We start from the raw sequence: 18967 nt of genomic DNA on the forward strand, positions 1-18967 counted from the left end.
ATGGCGGCTACATGGCCGCCATTTTTTAAAACGCCACGCACACCAGTGAATCAACCCGCATCACCGATTCCTGCTCAAAGCGCTTTTTATACACGTCACGCAGCTTATTGATGCTCTCAGAACTCGCTAAATCCGGATTGTGAATCAGCATCAGCGCTTTGCTGTTTTCCCGCGCCAGCTTGCCGTTCTCGCCCAGCCACTGCCCTTTTGCGTCATATACCGATAAACCGTCTTTGAAACGCGGCGTCACATCGTTATCAACAAACTGCTGCCATTCGCTGCTGCTGACGATGCCACCTTTCGGTTTGTTCATGCCAAACCACAGCGTGGTTTGCATCATCACGTCACCCGAACCGCATACCGCGACCGGCGCAGTGTTGGGCGGGATCTGTTGCGTTGTGGTCGACGGTGCCTGACAGCCAGCGAGCAGTAAGGTTAATAAAGCAGGAAGAGCCAGAGAGCGGAACATCACTTCATCCTTTTAAGCGAACCAGCGCTAAGCATAAGTGTCTGTCGGCAAAAGGGGTAATTTTTTGTTATTCAAGCTTAAGTGCGCTTATGCCTGTTAGCGTTGAGGCTGCCTCGCTATACTTCACCCAACATTTCTGAAAAAGAGAAGACGACTATGATCCGCAGTATGACCGCTTACGCCCGCCGCGAAGCCAAAGGCCACTGGGGCAGCGCCGCATGGGAAATCCGTTCGGTTAACCAGCGCTATCTGGAAACCTATATCCGTCTGCCGGAGCAATTTCGTGGTCTGGAGCCGGTAATCCGCGAGCGCATCCGCAATCGTCTGACGCGCGGTAAAATCGAGTGCAACCTGCGTTATGACGCCGATGCCAGCGCGCAAGGCGAACTGCAGCTGAATGAATCGTTAGCCAAGCAGCTGGTGCAGGCCGCCAACTGGGTGAAGATGCAGAGTGATGAAGGCGCGATTAATCCGCTGGATATTCTGCGCTGGCCGGGCGTGATGTCCGCGCAAGAGCAGGATCTCGATGCTATTAATGCTGAGCTGCTGGTGGCGCTGGATGGCGCGTTAGATGACTTTATCGAAGCGCGTGAAAGCGAAGGTACCGCGCTGAAAGCGATGATTGAACAGCGTCTGGAAGGCGTATCGAACGAAGTCAGCAAAGTGCGCGCGCAGATGCCGGAAGTGATTAAATGGCAGCGCGAGCGTCTGGTGACCAAGCTGGAAGAAGCCGAAGTGCAGCTGGAAAATAATCGCCTCGAGCAAGAGCTGGTAATGATGGCGCAGCGCACCGATGTTTCAGAAGAGCTGGATCGTCTGGATGCGCACGTTAAAGAGACCTACAACATCCTGAAAAAGAAAGAAGCCGTTGGCCGCCGCCTCGACTTTATGATGCAGGAGTTCAACCGCGAATCGAACACGCTGGCTTCGAAATCGATTAATGCCGAGATCACTACTTCAGCGATTGAGCTGAAAGTGTTGATTGAGCAGATGCGTGAGCAGATTCAGAATATCGAATAGTTTTTGCTGATGGTCACGGTTGATAATAAAGCCCGCATCGCGGGTTTTATTATTTTGTGAAAGAGACAGGTAAGAAAATGTTTTAAAACAGTAACAATAAAGACTCACAACTTTGAGAACCGTCTCAAATACTCACAACATCCCCACATTAAAATATTGTTTACTTTTAATCGAAAGCAACCTTCCTATAATCGACACATCTTAGCGCCTACTTTATAAAACCAAGACCATTAACAATGATGCAACGAATGAAAAAATGTGCAGTTACAATGCTTATGATATTTTTTTCGACTTTTTTAGCTACTCTTGTAACGATCGGAATAGCTGAAACAGATATCCTATTTAACTTAATCGAGAAAAATATACCTTATGAAGTAGCCGATAAACTTACTCAATCATTCTGGGGAGCCAGACCAGAACATGCGTATAGTAGAATCCATACCATAATTTGTTTATTTATCTTATTTACCACCAGCGGATTAATCTACTCAACATTAAAAACATGCATCAAAAGATACCGATACAAGGAGATAATTCGCGTTAAGACATTTGCTTTTGAAAGCTTAGTGATTATGATTAAACCTGTATATTTCTTCTTCCTGATGTATCTTTATTTTTACTTTTTACCGCAGAGAATTTTCGATGGTTATATCGATCATGCTTTATTAGGGTTTCTGATAACATCGCTCTTTGCAGTAGCCATCCCTATTGCCATTTACTCGATCACAAAAGTATTCTTAAAATCTCATGTTTTGCAAAAAAATTAACTCATTAAAAATAGATTTTCTAGCTCGCTCTACTTTAATTTAAAACACCTCCACTTAAAAAAGCATTTTTTATTTGATCGTCCTGCTGGACTAATCCGTAGCGACGCTGGTCAATCTGATACTGCTACAACTGTGGGTATTTGATGATGCCGCGCTAGCGGTGAAATCCAGTGTGAGCTGCTGGCTCAAGGCGAGGCTAAGTGGTGTTGCATTGAGCAACTGGCCACGGCTGTTTTTGGTAGGGATTATGTTGGCATTTGAGAAGCGGTAATGCCTTGCAAGGTTTCAACACTACAAAGATTACCCCTCAATAAAACGCGCTGGTTTTGGTGGCAGACAGAGAATCGCCCGATCGTTGTCGGCGTGGCCGATTAAACAAGGTGAATCGCCATCAATAATCGGTCCATGAAAGGTTACACGTCCGCTATCATCGGCGGCCATGACTGATGCATTAAGAGTGAGAATCCGATAATAAAAGTTGAAGTCTAGATGATGATTTTCATCGTGCGATCCTTGTTGTCCTCATCAATAATCAAATAAAGTTATGATTTAATTTAACTTTTTTATAACCCTGTTTTTCTGTGCGGTAAAGATAACCTAGATAAACCATTAACGAATGCATGGATTGTCTTAAAGAGTTTAAGCTAGCGTGATTGAGACAAATTTTTAGCCATTAGCGTAAAAATAGTGTCAGCAATGATATAAAAACATTTCTGCCGCGCATTTAAGCGCGCAAACAGTATGAGAAAACTGCACTAAACACTGTGATTAAATCTTTGTTAGAATTGAAAAATATCCATCAGATAGCCATTAACCTGCTAATAGTCGCCTCATCAATGATTTCCTTTAATCTTAAAGATTGTGGAGATCGCGTTTCTTTGACGGCACTATTTGTTAATCTACTGGTCGTAATTAGAACAGTTGTACCGCCAGGAACTCATGGACTCTCTTCTTAGTGCGATACATTTTCTCCCGACATGAAGGCGTTATGACGAAATCCAGGCAGTTCCGCTCCAAACTTCTGCATCCCCGCTATTGGTTTACCTGGTTTGGGCTAGGTGTGCTGTGGCTGCTGGTGCAACTTCCTTACCCCATTTTGATCCGGCTTGGCGCGGGCGCTGGCAAATTGTCGCGTCACTTCCTCAAGCGTCGCGAACGTATCACTCGCCGCAATATCGAGCTGTGCTTCCCCAATATTGATGAAGAGAAGAAAGAAGCGATGATCGCCGGCAACTTCGAATCACTGGGAATGGCGCTGGCAGAAACCGGCATTGCCTGGTTCTGGTCCGATGCACGCGTGCGTCGCTACTTCAAAGTCAGCGGACTCGAAAATTTGCAGCACGCGCAAAGCCACCAGCGCGGCGTGATGGTTATTGGTGTGCACTTCATGTCGCTGGAGCTGGGCGGCCGTATTACCGGTTTATGCCAGCCAATGATGGCGATGTATCGTCCGCACAACAATCAGGCGATGGAGTGGGCACAGACCAAAGGTCGCATGCGCTCAAATAAGGCGATGATCGACCGCCGCGATTTGCGCGGCATGGTGCAGGCGCTGAAAAAAGGCGAAGCTGTCTGGTTCGCACCGGATCAGGATTACGGCCCGAAAGGCAGCGTGTTTGCCCCGCTGTTTGCGGTTAAACAAGCGGCGACTACCAATGGCACCTTTGTGCTTTCTCGTTTGGCGAAACCGGCGATGTTAACCATCGTGCTGATTCGCAATCAGGACAAGAGCGGTTATCAGCTGATCATTCAGCCAGAACTGGAAAATTATCCGTATGAAGATGAGGCCGCCGCCGCTGCTTACATGAATCGCGTTATCGAGAAAGAAATTCTGCGTGCACCCGATCAATATCTGTGGCTGCACCGTCGCTTTAAAACCCGCCCGCCGGGTGAAGCATCTCTCTATATCTAATCTCTTGATGCAGCAGGTTTTCGCCTGCTGCTCATTTTCCCAGCTCACATTTAACAACCATTCTTAACGAAAAACAGGTTTGTCAAAATCTGTCCTGCCTCTTGTAATGGTCGCCTCCTCCTCTCTTTGACCAGAACCATGACACAGCACTTTCATTGCAAATTTCTCGCGCTGGCCGTTGCCACTGCGCTGCTGGCCAGTTGTGCCAATTCACACGGCTTACACACCAAAAACACGCTACTCGATGCCAACACTCTGCAAGCCAATCAATCCCTAAAAGATGCGCACTTCAGCGCCGCGAATTGGCCGAAGAGCGAATGGTGGCAAAGTTTTAACGATGCTCAACTCAATCGACTGATTAATGATGCGATGGCTTCCAGCCCGGATTTGCAGGTGGTCAACGCGCAGGCGGATAAAGCCAATGCACAGGTGATTGCCGCCGATGCCGAACGCTATCCGGATGTCGATCTCAACGCCGGCATTACGCGCTCGCGCGTGGCAAAAGTGGATGATCCGCTGCTGGAGGGCAAAAGCTACAGCACGCTGCGCACCGCCAACGTTGGATTGAGCTACACCTTTGATTTGTGGGGCGGCAAAAAAGATGCCGCTGAAGCCGCGTTGGGGCAAGCACGCGCCAGCGAGTTGGATCGTCAGGCCAGCCAGTTAACCTTAGCCGCGAACGTGACGCGAGCGTGGAACAACCTTAATCTCGCCTGGAATAATGCCGAACTGGCACAGCAGAATCTCGAACGTGCTGTGGGTATCGCCAACATTCAGCAGCAATATGTCAGCGCCGGACTCACTTCCGATTACCAATATAAGCAGGCGCTGTCGCAGCAAAAAACGGCGCAAGCCGGAGTGACTGAAGCCAAACAAGATGTCACCGATGCCGGTATTCAGCTTTCGACATTGATTGGTAAAGGCCCGGATTACTGGCACCAGTTAAAACCGGCGCAGATGAATGTGCCGGTCGCCGCCATGCTGCCAAACGCCATTCCGGCTGGACTGCTGGGACGTCGTCCTGATGTGGTGGCCGCGCGTTGGCGCGTTGAAGCGGCATCGAAACAGATTGCCGCCAGCAAAACCGAGTTCTATCCCAACATCAATCTGGTGGCTGAAGCCGGCACCAAATCACTGCTCGGCGATGCCTTCCTCGGCGCGCCAAGTCGTTTCTTTAATGTGGGCCCGAGCCTGTCGTTGCCGATCTTTGACGCGGGCAAACGTCGCGCTGATTTAGCCGAAAGCGATGCCAACTGGGATCTGGCGGTGGCGCATTACAATAAGCTGCTGATCGGTTCATTAGGTAATATCAGCGATACCATCACGCAGCTGCAGTCGATTCAGGATCAGCTGGCGCAGCAGGAAAGCGCCAACCAGCTGATTCACAGTGCGTGGGATGATTTGCATCGCGAATACGCGGCGGGCCTGCGTCCGTATCTGGATGTGCTGACAATCCAGAATCAGCTGATCGAATCCGACCAAAAATTGGTGGCGCTGAAGGCACAGCAGATTAACCTTGCGGTGGTGTTGATTGAGGATTTAGGCGGCGGATTCCAGAGCGGCGGCTCTAAAATTTGAAAAGGTCGCCATGAATGGCGACCCTACAGTTGTTTGGAAAGGTTTTTGTAGAGTGCACATGAATGTGCAGATTTTGCCGGCTGGCATTCTGCCGTGCGTTGATGAATCATAGTCCGCACTGTGTAATCACCTGCGGACTATTATGATGGAACAGAATATTGAGGCTGGCTGGTTGCGGCCTCTGATTGCCGATCGACTGACGCCTTACCTCGAAATTGACGCCGCGCGCCTGCAGCATAACCTGCAACAGATGCAGCAAAAAGCCGATGCCGCTGGCGTCGCGCTGCGCCCTCATATCAAAACCCATAAAAGTGTCTGGATTGCTGAGCAACAGCGCATGCTCGGTGCGCGTGGTATTACCGTATCTAAACCGAGTGAAGGCACCGCTTTTATTTTGGGTGGAGAACGCGATCTGCTGCTGGCTTATCCGATTGTGCATGCCGGGACGCTGAAAGAACTTTTGGCGGTGGCCGCACAACATCAGGCGCGCATTACCTGCATTGCTGATTGCGCCAATGGCGTGGCGGCAATAGCGGCTGCACATCAGCGCCAGCCCGATTGTCAGCTGGCTTTAGCCATCAAAGTGGATGTGGGATTACATCGCATCGGCGTTGATCCGCACAGCGATGCTGCCATTACGCTGGCGCAGCAGATTCAGGATGCGGGCCTCACTTTTGCCGGACTAGTTTCACATGCTGGTCACGCGTATGGCGCAGGTAACGCCACGGCGATTGCAGAAGTAGCCTTGCAGGAAATTGCACTGATGCAGGATCTTCAACAGCGCCTGATTGCCGCCGGTTTTGCGCACTGCCCGATTTCGGTCGGTTCAACGCCAACGGCATTGGCAGCGCCCGTCGCGCAGGGCAGCGATGAAATCCGTCCCGGCAATTACGCATTGCTCGATCTCACCGCATGGCGTTTGGGTCTCTGCACGCCAGATGCATTGGCGCTGAGCGTGGTGACGCGTGTGGTAGCCGTCAATCCGCACTTCGCCATTATTGATGCCGGTTCCAAAATGCTTAGCTCTGACAAAGGCCCGCATGGCACCAATGCCAGCGGATTTGGTATCGCCGTGGATGAGCAAGGCAATAACTATGAAGTGTTGAAGCTGTCGGAAGAGCATGGCTTCCTGCAATACGCTGAACAGGCACCAGCCGTTGGTGCGCTGCTGCGCATCTTCCCTAACCACAGCTGCGCGGTGGTTGCGCAGTCCGATCGCTTCGTGCTGCGCCATGCTGATGGTGCGGGTGAAGAGCAGAATATTCAGGGGCGCGGCAAGTTTATCTGATTACAGCGTTTTCACGGAAACCGCTGCTGTCCCACACTTCCATGACCGGGCCGTTTGCAGCCCGGTATCAGCGTGCTTTAATGACTTCTTGTTTGCTCATTAGGAGGTTCCATGCTGCCATCTCAGACAGTCACACTCACGGTTCCACGCAACTGGTTAGATTTGTATGAAACCATCTGGAAACCTGAATGCTTTGCCAAATGGGCGAGCGGGCTGAGCGCAAGTACGCTGACGCAGGAAGGGAACATCTGGAAAGCCAAAGGCCCCGAGGGAACGGTGAAGATTCGCTTTACCCCACATAATCCGTTTGGCGTGATGGATCACTGGATTGATACCGGAAACGGTAAAGAGATTTATATGCCGATGCGGGTGATTGCTAACGAGCAAGGTGCGGAAGTGGTGATGGTGGTTTACCGTCAACCGTTCATGTCTGACGAGAAGTTTGCGGGTGACGTGGCATGGGTAAAACGCGACCTGGAACAGCTTCTCCATCTGTTAACTCATTAGAATCAATGGATTATGCAGCGCTCGCCTCTTTAACGCATGCTGGAATCAATCAATAAAAATCGGTTACTTTTTTGCTCAGTAGCGTTTAACTGTTTCACTCAAACCTTCTCGTGTTTATCTGTTATTCACCAGCCTAGCTTAAGCATCCTCAGCAGGAAAATTCCTGGTGAGGATGCGCATGAAAATGCTGAGTCACTCTGATTTATCGAAGTTTTTTCAAATTGCCTCGAACACTTCTTGATTAATCAGCCTGGAATGAAGAAAAGCACTAATAAATAGTAAATCACTCGCCTTATATATTCTGATGCAAATTCTGAAACCATTTATTCCTGCGGTCTATTTATAGGAGTTTTCTGATGGTGTTAATTTAATTAAAACACGGTATAACTCATTCACACACAGCAGTAACCATAATAACAACAGCAGGGAAATAACATGGATCGCTCAACCTATCCTTTGTTATCAGAAAAAGAATTCGTTGAGATTGCCAGGCGGATGCAGGCCGGGGAATATATAAACGCAAAGGGATTTTATAATGATCTTACGGATTTCCTCCGCACAGGAGGAGATACCATTAAGACAACAACACCATTAAGCGCCAGGGGCATCTTAATAAATTCAGAACATCATTTAATTGAAAGCATCTTTACGTGGCAAAACCTGAAAGGTATATCAGGGCTGCGTCAGGAAACGCTGCATTAATGTGAGCTGTGCTTTGGCCTGCGGCCAGGGTAAACCCTTAATTGCACTGGTACATGTACCATAATGAGCAGAGTATGGCGATAAGAGAAAAAAATCTGGCTAACACTAAATGGTCAATTTTGTCATCGATTAAAATCGTCGGCATTGGTGTTTTACAACTTTCACTTCTGGCACAAATACTCCAGGCGAACGAGTTAGATCTACTCGCCATTGCTATTGTGATGTTATTAATTATTGATACGCTGGCCGATCGCGGATTTGGCAATAGAATTATTAGAAGTAAAAACCTGAATAACAGCGATCTCTCAATATTGTATTGGGGGAATGTATTAAGCGGGCTTGTAATTTTTGCCGCACTGTTTATTGGCAGCGATATTTCCAGTCGTATAATGAATCAGCCCGAAATGGCAATCATGCTGGAGATGATGTCGGTCATATTCATCATTATTCCGCAGGGACAACATTATCGCGCCATATTACAGCGGGAAAACCAATTTTCGCGCATCGCTTTTGCGGAAATAGCATCTGTACTTGTGGGATTAGGCATCACACTGTTTACCGTGTGGCTGACACCTTCAGTGCTGTGCGCCATCTGGGGCTACCTCGCGATGGTATCCATCAGAATGCTGATCTACTGCTACTACGGTCGCTCCTGGTTCCAGCCAGAATACCGTTTTAGCCTGAAAAGTTTCGCTAACGTGCGAGCAAGAAACGGATAATAAAAACAAGTCTGTATGGTGGGCTCTGGGCATCTGAAAAGATGCGTTCGCGTGCTGGTTGCCAGCACGCTTTTTTCTTTTTAGGCTTCCAGTAACTCTTCAAGCGAGTAAAAGTTAAGCTCACTTAACTTACCGTTACCCTGCAAGCGCAGCCAACTCACCAACATGCGCAATTCATCAATCACCATAAACAGATCGGCCATATCATTCTTGCTTTTGATCTGCAGCCGCGTCAGTGCATTGAGCTTGTGTGCATTAACCGTTTTATGACTAATTCCTAAGCGAATGCCGATGTGTTCCATGCTGTACCCCCACGCCATCATCAGGAGCACCCGCAATTGCCGGTCGGGCAGAATAATATCCGCGCCTTCTAATAACTGTACCTGGGCATGGGTATTGATGCTGGTAAGCAGGCGGCTGGAAAGCATTTGGCGCGAGGATTTTAAATCCAAAACAGTGAGCGAAGGCAGATAACGACTGAGCGCATGCATCAGCGGTAACAAGCGTCGCGTAAGCACCAGCATTTGCATCGCGGGGAATTGCTGCTGTAAGGCGTAGAGCACCTTTAAAGTCCCTGCGAGGGGCATGTTTTCATGAAAGATACATACCAGTAATCGCGGTTTGAGTTTTTCACACTGAGCTATAACAGTGCTAAGAGACCACAATTCATGTATCTGTCCCGCGCAAGGTAACGTGGACAAAAGACTCTCCAGCCCAAGCGCCGCCAGTTTGTCAGAAGAAAAATAGAGAATGTCTTCGTTACGCGTTTTCATGCCTGTCCAATAGTTGCTTCGTCTGATGCCAATGAGTGATAAGCCCGGTTGAGCAGGCAGTAATCACTTACGACACAAAAAGAATGGAACTTAAGAAGACAGTTTCAGGCCCATTCGCATCATTTATACTCATGCGAAATTATCATTAAAAGCGGATGTATCCCGCCAAATAAGCCTGTTAGCATGCACGCCATCAAAAAGGCTAATCCGACGACACCTTATTGAGAAAATCTCAGTGGTCTACACTCTGGGAAATCTTTAGCCTTGCCGCCAATTTATTGGAGTGCTCTATGTTATTAACCGTTCTCTATATTATTGGTATTACAGCCGAAGCCATGACCGGCGCGTTGGCGGCAGGACGTCGTAAAATGGACCTGTTTGGCGTGATTATCATCGCCTCGGTCACCGCCATTGGCGGCGGTTCGGTGCGTGACATTCTGCTGGGCCACTATCCGCTCAGCTGGGTTAAGAACCCGGAATACATCATGATCGTTGCTGCGGCTGCGGTGGTGACCACCTTTGTTGCGCCGCTGATGACGCACCTGCGCAAAGTGTTTCTGGTGCTGGATGCGCTGGGTTTGGTGGTGTTCTCGATTATTGGTGCCCAGGTCGCGCTGGATAGCGGACACGCTTCCATCATCGCCGCCATCGCCGCCGTGATCACTGGCGTGTTTGGCGGCGTGCTGCGCGATATGTTCTGCAACCGCATTCCGCTGGTGTTCCAGAAAGAGCTGTATGCCGGGATCGCTTTCGCCTCAGGTTGGATGTACATCCTGCTGCTAAAAACGCCGCTGGCGCATGAAGCGGTGGTGATCATCACGCTACTGTTCGGCTTCTTCGCCCGCTTACTGGCGCTGCGCTTCCGCCTCGGCTTGCCGATCTTCAACTATCCCCATCCTGAACATTGAGTCAGTGGCAGGGATCTCCTGCTGCTGTAGATAGTGAATCAACTGCTGCAGGTGCGCATCCTGCAGCATCATAACAATGCGCTGCGCCAGCACGCTTCCGATGCCGGGCAACTGCTGCCAGCCTTCCACCGTTCGCGTCAGCAACTGCGACCACTGCGCATCCGGTAAAGCCTGTAACGCTGCGCGCGGCAACGGCAAGCCAAGCGCACTCACCCAGCGCCGCAGCGGCTGCTGGCGCGTCAGGTTAAAGCGGTGCCAGATAAGTTGCGCGCGAACTGGTGTGATGCCATTAGCCTGCGCAATCTGCTCCGGCGTCAGCGTCAGCCAGGAAAAGAGATGAGTGATAGCACCGCTATCCAGCAGGCGCTGCCAGCTGCTGCGCTGTACGCCCGCAATATCGAGTACCGATTTCTGGCTTAGCCAGCTAAGGCGAGACAAAAACTGCGCCCGGCAATCGGCGCTAAATTGCAAACAGGTTAAGCCGTTGAATTCGCCATCCAGTGGCGACGCAGGATAATCGCGCTGCGCCACGCGCCAAATCACCCGCTCCAGTCGCGGAATGCCTAATCCCGCCAGTGTGAGCGTCACCTCATCACCTGCGATCACATCCAGTTCACGCCAGCGTCGCAGTGAACCAATGTTTACCCGGCGTACCGTTTTGTCCTCCAGTTGCACTGGTATTAGATTCAGCACCACGGCGATCTTGCCCGTGCGCCCCACATTGAAATCCACTGACAGCACTTCACTGCTGACTTCCGCCGGTTGATATTTCCATGCCGCTGACCAACTGCCCTGACCAGGCTGCCAGTCGCGCCCTGCGCTGAGCGGTGACTGATGGATCACCACACCATCGGTGACAAACGGCAATGATTCATGGAACCAGCGATCGCGCCACACCGCGACTTCCTCTTCATTACTCACCTGACGGCTCCAGCTCTGCGCCAGTCCAAATCCCCATTGTGTGAGTTGCGCCAGACGATCGGGCATCGAATTTGGCCCATCCGGCCACGCCCAGATAAAGATGCCAAGTCGCGCAAGCAGCGGGCTATTGTCGTGACGCATCATCGCCCCCGCCACCTGAGCACGCGCGTTCTTACCGCCGTCTCGCGCCTGTTGATGATCGGTCATTTGCAGAAACAGCTCACCTTGCAGCACCACTTCCTCACGCAAAGTATCCAGCCGCTGCGGAATGGAGGGAATATGTGCGGATTTGGCCAGCCACTCTTCGCCACGCAAACCATCGCCGCGGCTGATCAATGACACTAACTGGCCTTGCCGATACACCAAGGTGACGGCGACGCCATCGACTTTCGGCTGCAGCCATAGCGCAGATTTATCCTGCATCCAGTACGCCACAGCCAGCTTGTCGCGCAGTTTGCGCACGCCGGTATGCGCCACCGGATGATGCGTGCTGCCATCGGTGGAGAGTTGTGCATCGTAGGTGGCTTGCGCCGGGGTGAAACAGCGCTGCCACTGCTGTAATCGCTGTTGCAAACTGTCGTAATCGGCATCGGTCACCAGATTGGTGCCCTGCCGGTAGTACGCGTCATCCCATTGTCGTAACTGGGTTTGCAATTGTGCGATTTCCTGCCCCGCACGCACCGGCGACCAGTTCGGGCAGAGCGCTTCGGCCCAGCAACCGATGCTGAATAAGCAGCATATTAAACTCAGACATCCTTTCATCTTCGCTCTCCTTTTTCGCTATTGGAGAGCGCAGCGCAGCCATTTACCAGCCATGAAAATCGCGCGCTGGAGGCAGATTCCAGAGATTAATTCGCTGTTGCAGCTTGCTACATCAGCCTCTGGCGCGGCTTCACAGAAAAAAGAATTGCCTCAGCCAAGCGGCAAACGCTGCGTGACCACCCCAAGCCGTGTATACTGTGCAGGAAATCGACTCCGCTCTTTACTCAATTCAAGATAACCATGGCTCAAGGCACGCTTTATATAGTTTCCGCCCCCAGCGGCGCGGGTAAATCCAGCCTGATTCAGGCGCTGTTAAAGACACAACCGCTGTACGATACGCAGGTGTCTATTTCTCATACCACCCGTGGCGTGCGTCCCGGTGAAGCTCATGGTGAGCACTACTTTTTCGTCTCTAAGTCCGAATTCGAGACCATGATTGCCACAGACGACTTCCTCGAACATGCGGAAGTGTTTGGCAATTATTACGGTACGTCACGCGCGGCGATTGAGCAGGTGCTGGCGACCGGCGTGGACGTATTCCTGGATATCGACTGGCAAGGTGCGCAGCAAATTCGCCAGAAAATGCCTGCCGCACGCAGTATCTTTGTGCTGCCGCCTTCTACCGAAGAGTTGGATCGTCGCCTGCGTGGCCGCGGTCAGGACAGCGAAGAGGTGATTGCCCGTCGTATGCAACAGGCTGTGGCAGAAATGAGCCACTACGCCGAGTATGACTATTTAATTGTTAATGATGATTTCGATCTGGCGCTGTCAGATCTGAAAACCATTATTCGCGCAGAACGTCTGCGTATGGGTCGCCAAAAATCGCGACATGATGCTTTAATCAGCAAACTATTGGCAGTCTGAATTCACTTTCAGTATTATGCCCAGTCATTTCTTCATCATCTGTGGAGTAGCACACCTATGGCACGCGTAACCGTTCAGGACGCAGTAGAGAAAGTTGGTAACCGTTTTGACCTGGTGTTGGTCGCTGCACGTCGTGCACGTCAGATGCAGGTAGGCGGTAAAGATGCGCTGGTTCCGGAAGAGAACGATAAGCCAACCGTTATCGCCCTGCGCGAAATCGAAGAAGGTCTGATCACTACCCAGATTCTGGATGTCCGTGATCGTCAGGAACAGCATGAGCAGGAAGCCGCTGAGTTACAAGCCGTTACCGCTATCGCTGAAGGTCGTCGTTAACAGCACTTCGCAGGTCGCCCTTGTATCTGTTTGAAAGCCTCAATCAACTGATTGAAAAATACTTGCCTGAGGAGCAAATCAAGCGCCTCAAGCAAGCTTATCTAGTCGCGCGTGATGCCCACGAGGGTCAAACACGCTCCAGCGGCGAGCCTTATATCACCCATCCTGTTGCTGTCGCCTGCATTCTGGCCGAGATGAAACTCGACCATGAAACGCTAATGGCGGCGCTGCTGCATGACGTGATTGAAGATACGCCCGCCACTTACCAGGATATGGAACAGCTGTTTGGTAAAAGCGTTGCCGAACTGGTGGAAGGTGTATCCAAGCTCGATAAGCTGAAGTTCCGCGACAAGAAAGAAGCGCAGGCTGAAAACTTCCGCAAAATGATCATGGCGATGGTGCAGGATATCCGCGTCATCTTGATCAAACTGGCTGACCGCACGCACAACATGCGCACGCTCGGCGCGTTACGTCCGGATAAAAAACGCCGTATCGCGCTGGAAACGCTGGAGATTTACAGTCCTCTGGCGCACCGCCTTGGTATTCATCACCTGAAAACAGAACTGGAAGAGCTCGGCTTTGAAGCGCTCTACCCGAACCGTTTCCGCGTGATTAAAGAGGTGGTGAAAGCGGCGCGCGGTAACCGTAAAGAGATGATTCAGAAGATCCTTGCTGAAATCGACGGTCGCTTACAGGAAGCAGGCATTCCCTGCCGCGTAAGTGGACGCGAAAAACATCTCTATTCGATCTACCGCAAAATGCACCTGAAAGAGCAGCGTTTCCACTCGATCATGGATATCTATGCTTTCCGCGTCATCGTGAAAGATCTGGATACCTGTTATCGCGTGCTCGGACAGATGCACAGCTTGTACAAACCGCGTCCCGGACGCGTGAAAGATTACATCGCCATTCCCAAGGCTAACGGCTATCAATCGCTGCATACTTCAATGATTGGCCCGCACGGCGTGCCGGTTGAAGTGCAGATCCGTACCGAAGATATGGATCAGATGGCAGAAATGGGTGTGGCAGCACACTGGGCGTATAAAGAGAGCGGCGAAGTCAGCGGCACCACCGCGCAGATTCGTGCTCAACGCTGGCTGCAAAGCCTGCTGGAGCTGCAACAAAGCGCCGGTAGCTCATTTGAATTTATCGAAAGCGTGAAATCCGATCTCTTCCCGGACGAGATCTACGTGTTCACGCCGGAAGGCCGCATCGTCGAATTACCTGCTGGCGCCACACCAGTCGATTTCGCCTATGCAGTGCATACCGATATCGGTCATGCCTGCGTCGGTGCACGCGTCGATCGCCAGCCTTACCCGCTGTCACAATCGCTGACCAGCGGTCAAACCATTGAAATCATTACCGCGCCGGGCGCTCGCCCGAACGCTGCCTGGCTCAATTTTGTCGTCAGCTCGAAAGCGCGCGCCAAAATCCGTCAGCTGCTGAAAAACCTCAAGCGTGAAGACTCCGTCAACCTGGGTCGTCGTCTGTTGAGCCACGCGCTCGGCGGCAGCAAGAAGCTGGCAGAGATTCCAGTTGAGAACATTCAGCACGAACTTGAGCGCATGAAGCTGACGGCCATTGATGATTTGCTGGCAGAAATCGGCTTAGGCAACGCCATGAGCGTGGTGGTGGCGAAAAACTTGCTGCAGTCCGGCAATGAAGAGCCGCAGAGCAATAGCAAACGTAAAAAGCTGCCGATCAAAGGCGCGGATGGCGTGCTGATTACCTTCGCCAAATGCTGCCGTCCAATTCCTGGCGATCCGATTGTGGCGCACGTCAGTCCCGGCAAAGGTTTGGTGGTGCATCACGAATCCTGCCGTAACATTCGCGGCTACCAAAAAGAACCTGAAAAGTTCATGCCGGTTGAATGGGATAAAGTGACCGATCAGGAATTTGTCGCTGAGATTAAAGTCGACATGTTCAATCATCAGGGCGCACTGGCGAATCTGACTGCGGCAATCAACACAGCCGGTTCCAATATTCAGAGCCTGAATACCGAAGAGCGTGATGGTCGCGTGTATAGCGCCTTTATCCGCCTCACCGCGAACGATCGCGTCCATCTGGCGAATATTATGCGCAAAATCCGCGTAATGCCGGACGTGATCAAAGTTCACCGCAACCGTAATTAGTCGATGAACGCTCAACGCTTTGCCCGAATTCAGGAGATGCTGGCCCTGCGCCAGCACGATCTCACCGTCTGCATGGAACAGGTGCACAAACCGCATAACGTCTCGGCGGTGATTCGTACCGCCGATGCGGTGGGCATTCATGAAGTGCACGCTGTCTGGCCAAGCGTGCGAATGCGCACCATGGTTGCTGCTTCGGCAGGCAGTAACAGTTGGGTGAAGGTTAAAACGCATCAGCATATTGCAGATGCGGTGCGTCATCTGAAGGATGAAGGCATGCAGGTGCTGGCGACCAATCTGTCGGCCAAAGCGGTAGATTTTCGCGAGATCGATTACACCAAACCGACCTGCATTCTGATGGGTCAGGAAAAAACCGGGATTACTTCTGAAGCGCTGGCGCTGGCCGATCAGGACATCATTGTGCCGATGGTCGGCATGGTGCAGTCGCTCAATGTCTCGGTGGCTTCCGCGCTGATTCTGTATGAAGCGCAACGTCAGCGACAGAATGCCGGCATGTATCAACGCACCTACAGCCTGCTGGATGAAGATGAGCAGCAGCGTTTGCTGTTTGAAGGCGGTTATCCGGTGCTGGCGCGCGTCGCCAAACAAAAAAATCTGCCTTATCCGTACATCAATGGCCAGGGCGAAGTGGAAGCCGACGCCGCTTGGTGGGCCACCATGCAATCGACAGGTAGAAAATGAAAGGCCGTCTGCTGGATGCCATCCCGCTCAGTACCCTGACCGGCGTCGGCGCCAGTCAGGCGGGCAAGCTGGCCAAACTTGGCCTGTTTACCATTCAGGATTTACTGCTGCATCTGCCACTGCGCTACGAAGACCGTACCCAACTGTATAAAATCAATGACCTGCTGCCGGGCGTTTATGCCACGGTGGAAGGTGAAGTGCTGAGCAGCGAAATCACTTTTGGTCGCCGCCGCATGTTGGTGTGCCAGATCAGCGATGGCAGCGGCATGCTGACCATGCGTTTCTTCAATTTCAATGCCGGGATGAAAAACAGCCTGTCGCCGGGCCGTCGCGTTACCGCCTATGGCGAGATTAAACGCGGTCAGCGCGGTGCTGAAATCATTCACCCCGAGTATCGCGTGCAGGGCGAACAAGGCGGCGTTGAGCTGCAGGAAACCCTGACGCCGGTCTATCCCACCACCGAAGGCATTCGCCAGGCGACACTGCGCAATCTCACCGACCAGGCGTTGACGCTGCTGGAGAGTTGCCCGATTGCCGAGCTGCTGCCCTCTGAACTAAGCGGCGGGCTGATTAGCCTGCCGGATGCACTGCGCACGCTGCATCGTCCGCCGCCGGATTTGCGTCTGAGCGAGCTGGAAACCGGCCGCCATCCGGCACAAAAACGTTTAATTCTGGAAGAGCTGCTGGCACATAACCTCAGCATGCTGGCGGTACGCGCCGGTGCGCAGCGCCATCATGCGTTGCCGATGACGGCGCGCCACGAGCTGGTTGATCAGCTGCTGGCGGCGCTGCCCTTCTCGCCAACCGGTGCGCAAAAGCGTGTGGTGGCAGAAATCGAAAAAGATCTGGCCAACGATTTTCCGATGATGCGTTTGGTGCAGGGCGATGTCGGCTCCGGTAAAACGCTGGTGGCCGCTCTGGCGGCACTGAACGTCATCGCGCACGGCAAACAGGTGGCGCTGATGGCGCCGACTGAACTGCTGGCCGAGCAGCATGCCAACAATTTCCGCCAGTGGTTTGCTCCGCTCGGAATCGAAGTGGGCTGGCTGGCGGGCAAGCAGAAAGGCAAAGCGCGTGAAGCTCAGCAGGAAGCCATCGCCAGCGGCCAGGTCGCGATGGTGGTTGGCACCCATGCGCTGTTCCAGGAGCAGGTAAAATTCAACGGCATGGCGCTGGTGATCATCGACGAACAGCACCGCTTTGGCGTACATCAGCGCTTAGCATTGTGGGAAAAAGGCGAGGAACAAGGCTTCCATCCGCATCAGCTGATCATGACCGCCACGCCGATTCCGCGCACGCTGGCAATGACCGCTTACGCCGATCTTGATACCTCCACCATCGACGAATTACCGCCAGGCCGTACGCCGGTCACCACGGTGGCGATTCCCGACAGCCGCCGCAATGAGATCATCACGCGCGTGCAAAGCGCCTGTCACGAAGGGCGTCAGGCTTATTGGGTGTGTACGCTGATTGAAGAGTCGGAAGTGCTGGAAGCGCAGGCGGCGGAAGCAACCTGGGAAGAGCTTAAAGTGGCGCTGCCCGATTTGCAGGTTGGTCTGGTACACGGCCGCATGAAGCCCGCCGAAAAACAGGCGGTGATGGCGGCGTTTAAGGCCAATGAAATCCAGCTGCTGATCGCCACCACGGTTATCGAAGTGGGCGTGGATGTGCCGAATGCCAGCCTGATGATTATCGAAAACCCGGAACGTCTCGGTTTGGCCCAGCTGCATCAGCTGCGCGGCCGCGTGGGCCGTGGTGCTGTCGCCTCACACTGCGTGTTGTTGTATAAAGCGCCGCTCAGCAAAACCGCGCAGAAGCGTTTGCAGGTACTGCGCGATAGCAACGACGGCTTCGTAATTGCTCAGCACGATCTGGAGATTCGCGGTCCGGGTGAGATGCTCGGCACACGTCAAACCGGCAACGCCGAGTTTAAAGTGGCTGATTTGCTGCGCGATCAGGGCATGATTCCCGAAGTTCAGCGCGTGGCGCGTCATATCCACCAGCATTATCCAGAGCAGGCGCAGGCGCTGATTGAGCGCTGGCTGCCGGAAACCGAGCGCTACAGCAACGCTTAATCCGCCGTTTTGGTTTTATCGATGGCAATAAAATCCCCGACAAACTTCTGCAGCAGACGCGCCAGCTCGGCGCGCTCTTCATCCGGCCAGCTGGCAAACAGGTTCTGATAGATCTGCGTACGCGCCGCATCGATCTTGTCGGTCATCGCTTTACCTGCTGCCGTGATCACCGCTTCATTCACCCGTTTGTCTTTGGCATTTTTCTGCCGCTGCGCCAACCCTAACTCCTCCAGTTTCGCCACCTGACGACTCACCGTGGTGTAATCGCGCCCGGCACGCTCCGCCAGTTCGACCACGCCAATCGGGCCGAAGCGACCGATCTGAATCAGCAGCGGAAAAAGCGCGCGATCGAGCTGAATATTCGACTCTTTTATCAGTAATTCATCACGTTGCGGACGGTTGAAGGTTCCAACAATCATCAGCAGCGCATTGTGCAGATCATCGAATGCTGCACTATTATGTGTATTTTGCACACTTTTCATTGACGTTATCCCGAGGCAAGCCTAATGTGTGCATATTACACATAGTTTCCACTTAA

At 52.2% G+C, this 18967-nt stretch carries 18 protein-coding genes; 14 read left to right on the forward strand and 4 right to left on the reverse strand.

The genetic code is table 11. The features are described from left to right. Positions 1-25 precede the first annotated feature (25 nt). Complete coding sequence (locus BM323_RS21475; protein ID WP_008109754.1) at positions 26-469, reverse strand: DUF3574 domain-containing protein; 444 nt, start codon at positions 467-469, stop codon at positions 26-28. 156 nt (positions 470-625) lie between these two features. On the opposite strand from BM323_RS21475, the gene BM323_RS21480 reads away from it, so the two are divergent. From BM323_RS21480 to BM323_RS21515, 8 genes are all read left to right on the forward strand, one after another. Continuing rightward, entirely contained in the window at positions 626-1489 is an 864-nt protein-coding gene (locus tag BM323_RS21480) for a YicC/YloC family endoribonuclease (protein WP_008109755.1), read from the forward strand. Between the two features lie 236 nt (positions 1490-1725). Then, complete coding sequence (locus BM323_RS21485; RefSeq protein ID WP_008109756.1) at positions 1726-2256, forward strand: hypothetical protein; 531 nt, start codon at positions 1726-1728, stop codon at positions 2254-2256. A gap of 988 nt (positions 2257-3244) precedes the next feature. Continuing rightward, positions 3245-4168, forward strand: coding sequence for a kdo(2)-lipid IV(A) palmitoleoyltransferase (gene lpxP, locus BM323_RS21490; protein ID WP_008109757.1), 924 nt, complete (start codon positions 3245-3247; stop codon positions 4166-4168). 138 nt (positions 4169-4306) lie between these two features. Continuing rightward, on the forward strand, positions 4307-5746 hold the full coding sequence (locus tag BM323_RS21495) for an efflux transporter outer membrane subunit (protein ID WP_008109758.1): 1440 nt from the start codon (positions 4307-4309) through the stop codon (positions 5744-5746). A gap of 145 nt (positions 5747-5891) precedes the next feature. Then, positions 5892-7034 carry an alanine racemase gene (locus BM323_RS21500; protein ID WP_175501733.1) on the forward strand — a complete coding sequence of 381 codons (1143 nt, stop codon included), beginning with the start codon at positions 5892-5894 and terminating at the stop codon, positions 7032-7034. A gap of 111 nt (positions 7035-7145) precedes the next feature. Beyond that, positions 7146-7541 carry a hypothetical protein gene (locus tag BM323_RS21505; RefSeq protein ID WP_008109760.1) on the forward strand — a complete coding sequence of 132 codons (396 nt, stop codon included), beginning with the start codon at positions 7146-7148 and terminating at the stop codon, positions 7539-7541. A gap of 435 nt (positions 7542-7976) precedes the next feature. Further along, the gene (locus BM323_RS21510) at positions 7977-8243 is read left to right on the forward strand and encodes a hypothetical protein (protein ID WP_091004307.1); all 267 of its coding nucleotides are present in this window, start codon (positions 7977-7979) and stop codon (positions 8241-8243) included. 74 nt (positions 8244-8317) lie between these two features. Beyond that, on the forward strand, positions 8318-8962 hold the full coding sequence (locus tag BM323_RS21515; RefSeq protein WP_008109762.1) for an oligosaccharide flippase family protein: 645 nt from the start codon (positions 8318-8320) through the stop codon (positions 8960-8962). Positions 8963-9042: 80 nt separating this feature from the next. Here the strand turns inward: BM323_RS21515 and BM323_RS21520 are convergent, their stop codons facing one another. Beyond that, on the reverse strand, positions 9043-9735 hold the full coding sequence (locus BM323_RS21520; protein WP_008109763.1) for a helix-turn-helix transcriptional regulator: 693 nt from the start codon (positions 9733-9735) through the stop codon (positions 9043-9045). Positions 9736-10025: 290 nt separating this feature from the next. Here BM323_RS21520 and BM323_RS21525 point away from each other — a divergent pair, with 290 nt between their 5' ends. Then, the gene (locus BM323_RS21525; RefSeq protein WP_008109765.1) at positions 10026-10643 is read left to right on the forward strand and encodes a trimeric intracellular cation channel family protein; all 618 of its coding nucleotides are present in this window, start codon (positions 10026-10028) and stop codon (positions 10641-10643) included. Here BM323_RS21525 and ligB read toward each other — a convergent pair. Continuing rightward, entirely contained in the window at positions 10581-12326 is a 1746-nt protein-coding gene (ligB, locus tag BM323_RS21530; protein WP_008109767.1) for an NAD-dependent DNA ligase LigB, read from the reverse strand. The genes BM323_RS21525 and ligB overlap by 63 nt on opposite strands. A 240-nt stretch (positions 12327-12566) precedes the next feature. On the opposite strand from ligB, the gene gmk reads away from it, so the two are divergent. Genes gmk through recG form a run of 5 tightly spaced genes read left to right on the forward strand, consistent with a single transcriptional unit; the run spans position 12567 to position 18429 of the window. After that, positions 12567-13190: a guanylate kinase gene (gene gmk, locus BM323_RS21535; protein WP_008109768.1), complete on the forward strand. Its 624-nt coding sequence runs from the start codon at positions 12567-12569 to the stop codon at positions 13188-13190. Positions 13191-13247: 57 nt separating this feature from the next. After that, positions 13248-13523, forward strand: a complete 276-nt coding sequence (gene rpoZ / locus BM323_RS21540; RefSeq protein WP_007885265.1) for a DNA-directed RNA polymerase subunit omega — start codon at positions 13248-13250, stop codon at positions 13521-13523. A 20-nt stretch (positions 13524-13543) separates the two neighbouring features. Then, a complete protein-coding gene (gene spoT, locus BM323_RS21545) occupies positions 13544-15655 on the forward strand; it encodes a bifunctional GTP diphosphokinase/guanosine-3',5'-bis pyrophosphate 3'-pyrophosphohydrolase (RefSeq protein ID WP_008109771.1) in 2112 nt (703 codons plus the stop codon). Between the two features lie 3 nt (positions 15656-15658). Beyond that, positions 15659-16354: a tRNA (guanosine(18)-2'-O)-methyltransferase TrmH gene (gene trmH / locus BM323_RS21550; protein WP_008109772.1), complete on the forward strand. Its 696-nt coding sequence runs from the start codon at positions 15659-15661 to the stop codon at positions 16352-16354. After that, on the forward strand, positions 16351-18429 hold the full coding sequence (gene recG, locus BM323_RS21555; RefSeq protein WP_008109774.1) for an ATP-dependent DNA helicase RecG: 2079 nt from the start codon (positions 16351-16353) through the stop codon (positions 18427-18429). Before trmH ends, recG begins: the two co-directional genes overlap by 4 nt. On the opposite strand, the gene BM323_RS21560 is transcribed toward recG, so the two are convergent. Next, entirely contained in the window at positions 18426-18911 is a 486-nt protein-coding gene (locus tag BM323_RS21560; protein ID WP_008109777.1) for a MarR family winged helix-turn-helix transcriptional regulator, read from the reverse strand. The genes recG and BM323_RS21560 overlap by 4 nt on opposite strands. Positions 18912-18967: the final 56 nt, after the last annotated feature.

Origin of the sequence: Pantoea sp. YR525, from assembly GCF_900116775.1 — a bacterium.
GTDB classification, from domain to species: domain Bacteria; phylum Pseudomonadota; class Gammaproteobacteria; order Enterobacterales; family Enterobacteriaceae; genus Pantoea; species Pantoea symbiotica.

Excerpts from the sequence above, each read along its gene's own strand:
- BM323_RS21475 (WP_008109754.1), bottom strand. The coding sequence starts at position 469 with ATGTTCCGCTCTCTGGCTCTTCCTGCTTTATTAACCTTACTGCTCGCT.
- BM323_RS21480 (WP_008109755.1), top strand. The coding sequence starts at position 626 with ATGATCCGCAGTATGACCGCTTACGCCCGCCGCGAAGCCAAAGGCCAC.
- BM323_RS21485 (WP_008109756.1), top strand. The coding sequence starts at position 1,726 with ATGATGCAACGAATGAAAAAATGTGCAGTTACAATGCTTATGATATTT.
- lpxP (WP_008109757.1), top strand. The coding sequence starts at position 3,245 with ATGACGAAATCCAGGCAGTTCCGCTCCAAACTTCTGCATCCCCGCTAT.
- BM323_RS21495 (WP_008109758.1), top strand. The coding sequence starts at position 4,307 with ATGACACAGCACTTTCATTGCAAATTTCTCGCGCTGGCCGTTGCCACT.
- BM323_RS21500 (WP_175501733.1), top strand. The coding sequence starts at position 5,892 with ATGGAACAGAATATTGAGGCTGGCTGGTTGCGGCCTCTGATTGCCGAT.
- BM323_RS21505 (WP_008109760.1), top strand. The coding sequence starts at position 7,146 with ATGCTGCCATCTCAGACAGTCACACTCACGGTTCCACGCAACTGGTTA.
- BM323_RS21510 (WP_091004307.1), top strand. The coding sequence starts at position 7,977 with ATGGATCGCTCAACCTATCCTTTGTTATCAGAAAAAGAATTCGTTGAG.
- BM323_RS21515 (WP_008109762.1), top strand. The coding sequence starts at position 8,318 with ATGGCGATAAGAGAAAAAAATCTGGCTAACACTAAATGGTCAATTTTG.
- BM323_RS21520 (WP_008109763.1), bottom strand. The coding sequence starts at position 9,735 with ATGAAAACGCGTAACGAAGACATTCTCTATTTTTCTTCTGACAAACTG.
- BM323_RS21525 (WP_008109765.1), top strand. The coding sequence starts at position 10,026 with ATGTTATTAACCGTTCTCTATATTATTGGTATTACAGCCGAAGCCATG.
- ligB (WP_008109767.1), bottom strand. The coding sequence starts at position 12,326 with ATGAAAGGATGTCTGAGTTTAATATGCTGCTTATTCAGCATCGGTTGC.
- gmk (WP_008109768.1), top strand. The coding sequence starts at position 12,567 with ATGGCTCAAGGCACGCTTTATATAGTTTCCGCCCCCAGCGGCGCGGGT.
- rpoZ (WP_007885265.1), top strand. The coding sequence starts at position 13,248 with ATGGCACGCGTAACCGTTCAGGACGCAGTAGAGAAAGTTGGTAACCGT.
- trmH (WP_008109772.1), top strand. The coding sequence starts at position 15,659 with ATGAACGCTCAACGCTTTGCCCGAATTCAGGAGATGCTGGCCCTGCGC.
- recG (WP_008109774.1), top strand. The coding sequence starts at position 16,351 with ATGAAAGGCCGTCTGCTGGATGCCATCCCGCTCAGTACCCTGACCGGC.
- BM323_RS21560 (WP_008109777.1), bottom strand. The coding sequence starts at position 18,911 with ATGAAAAGTGTGCAAAATACACATAATAGTGCAGCATTCGATGATCTG.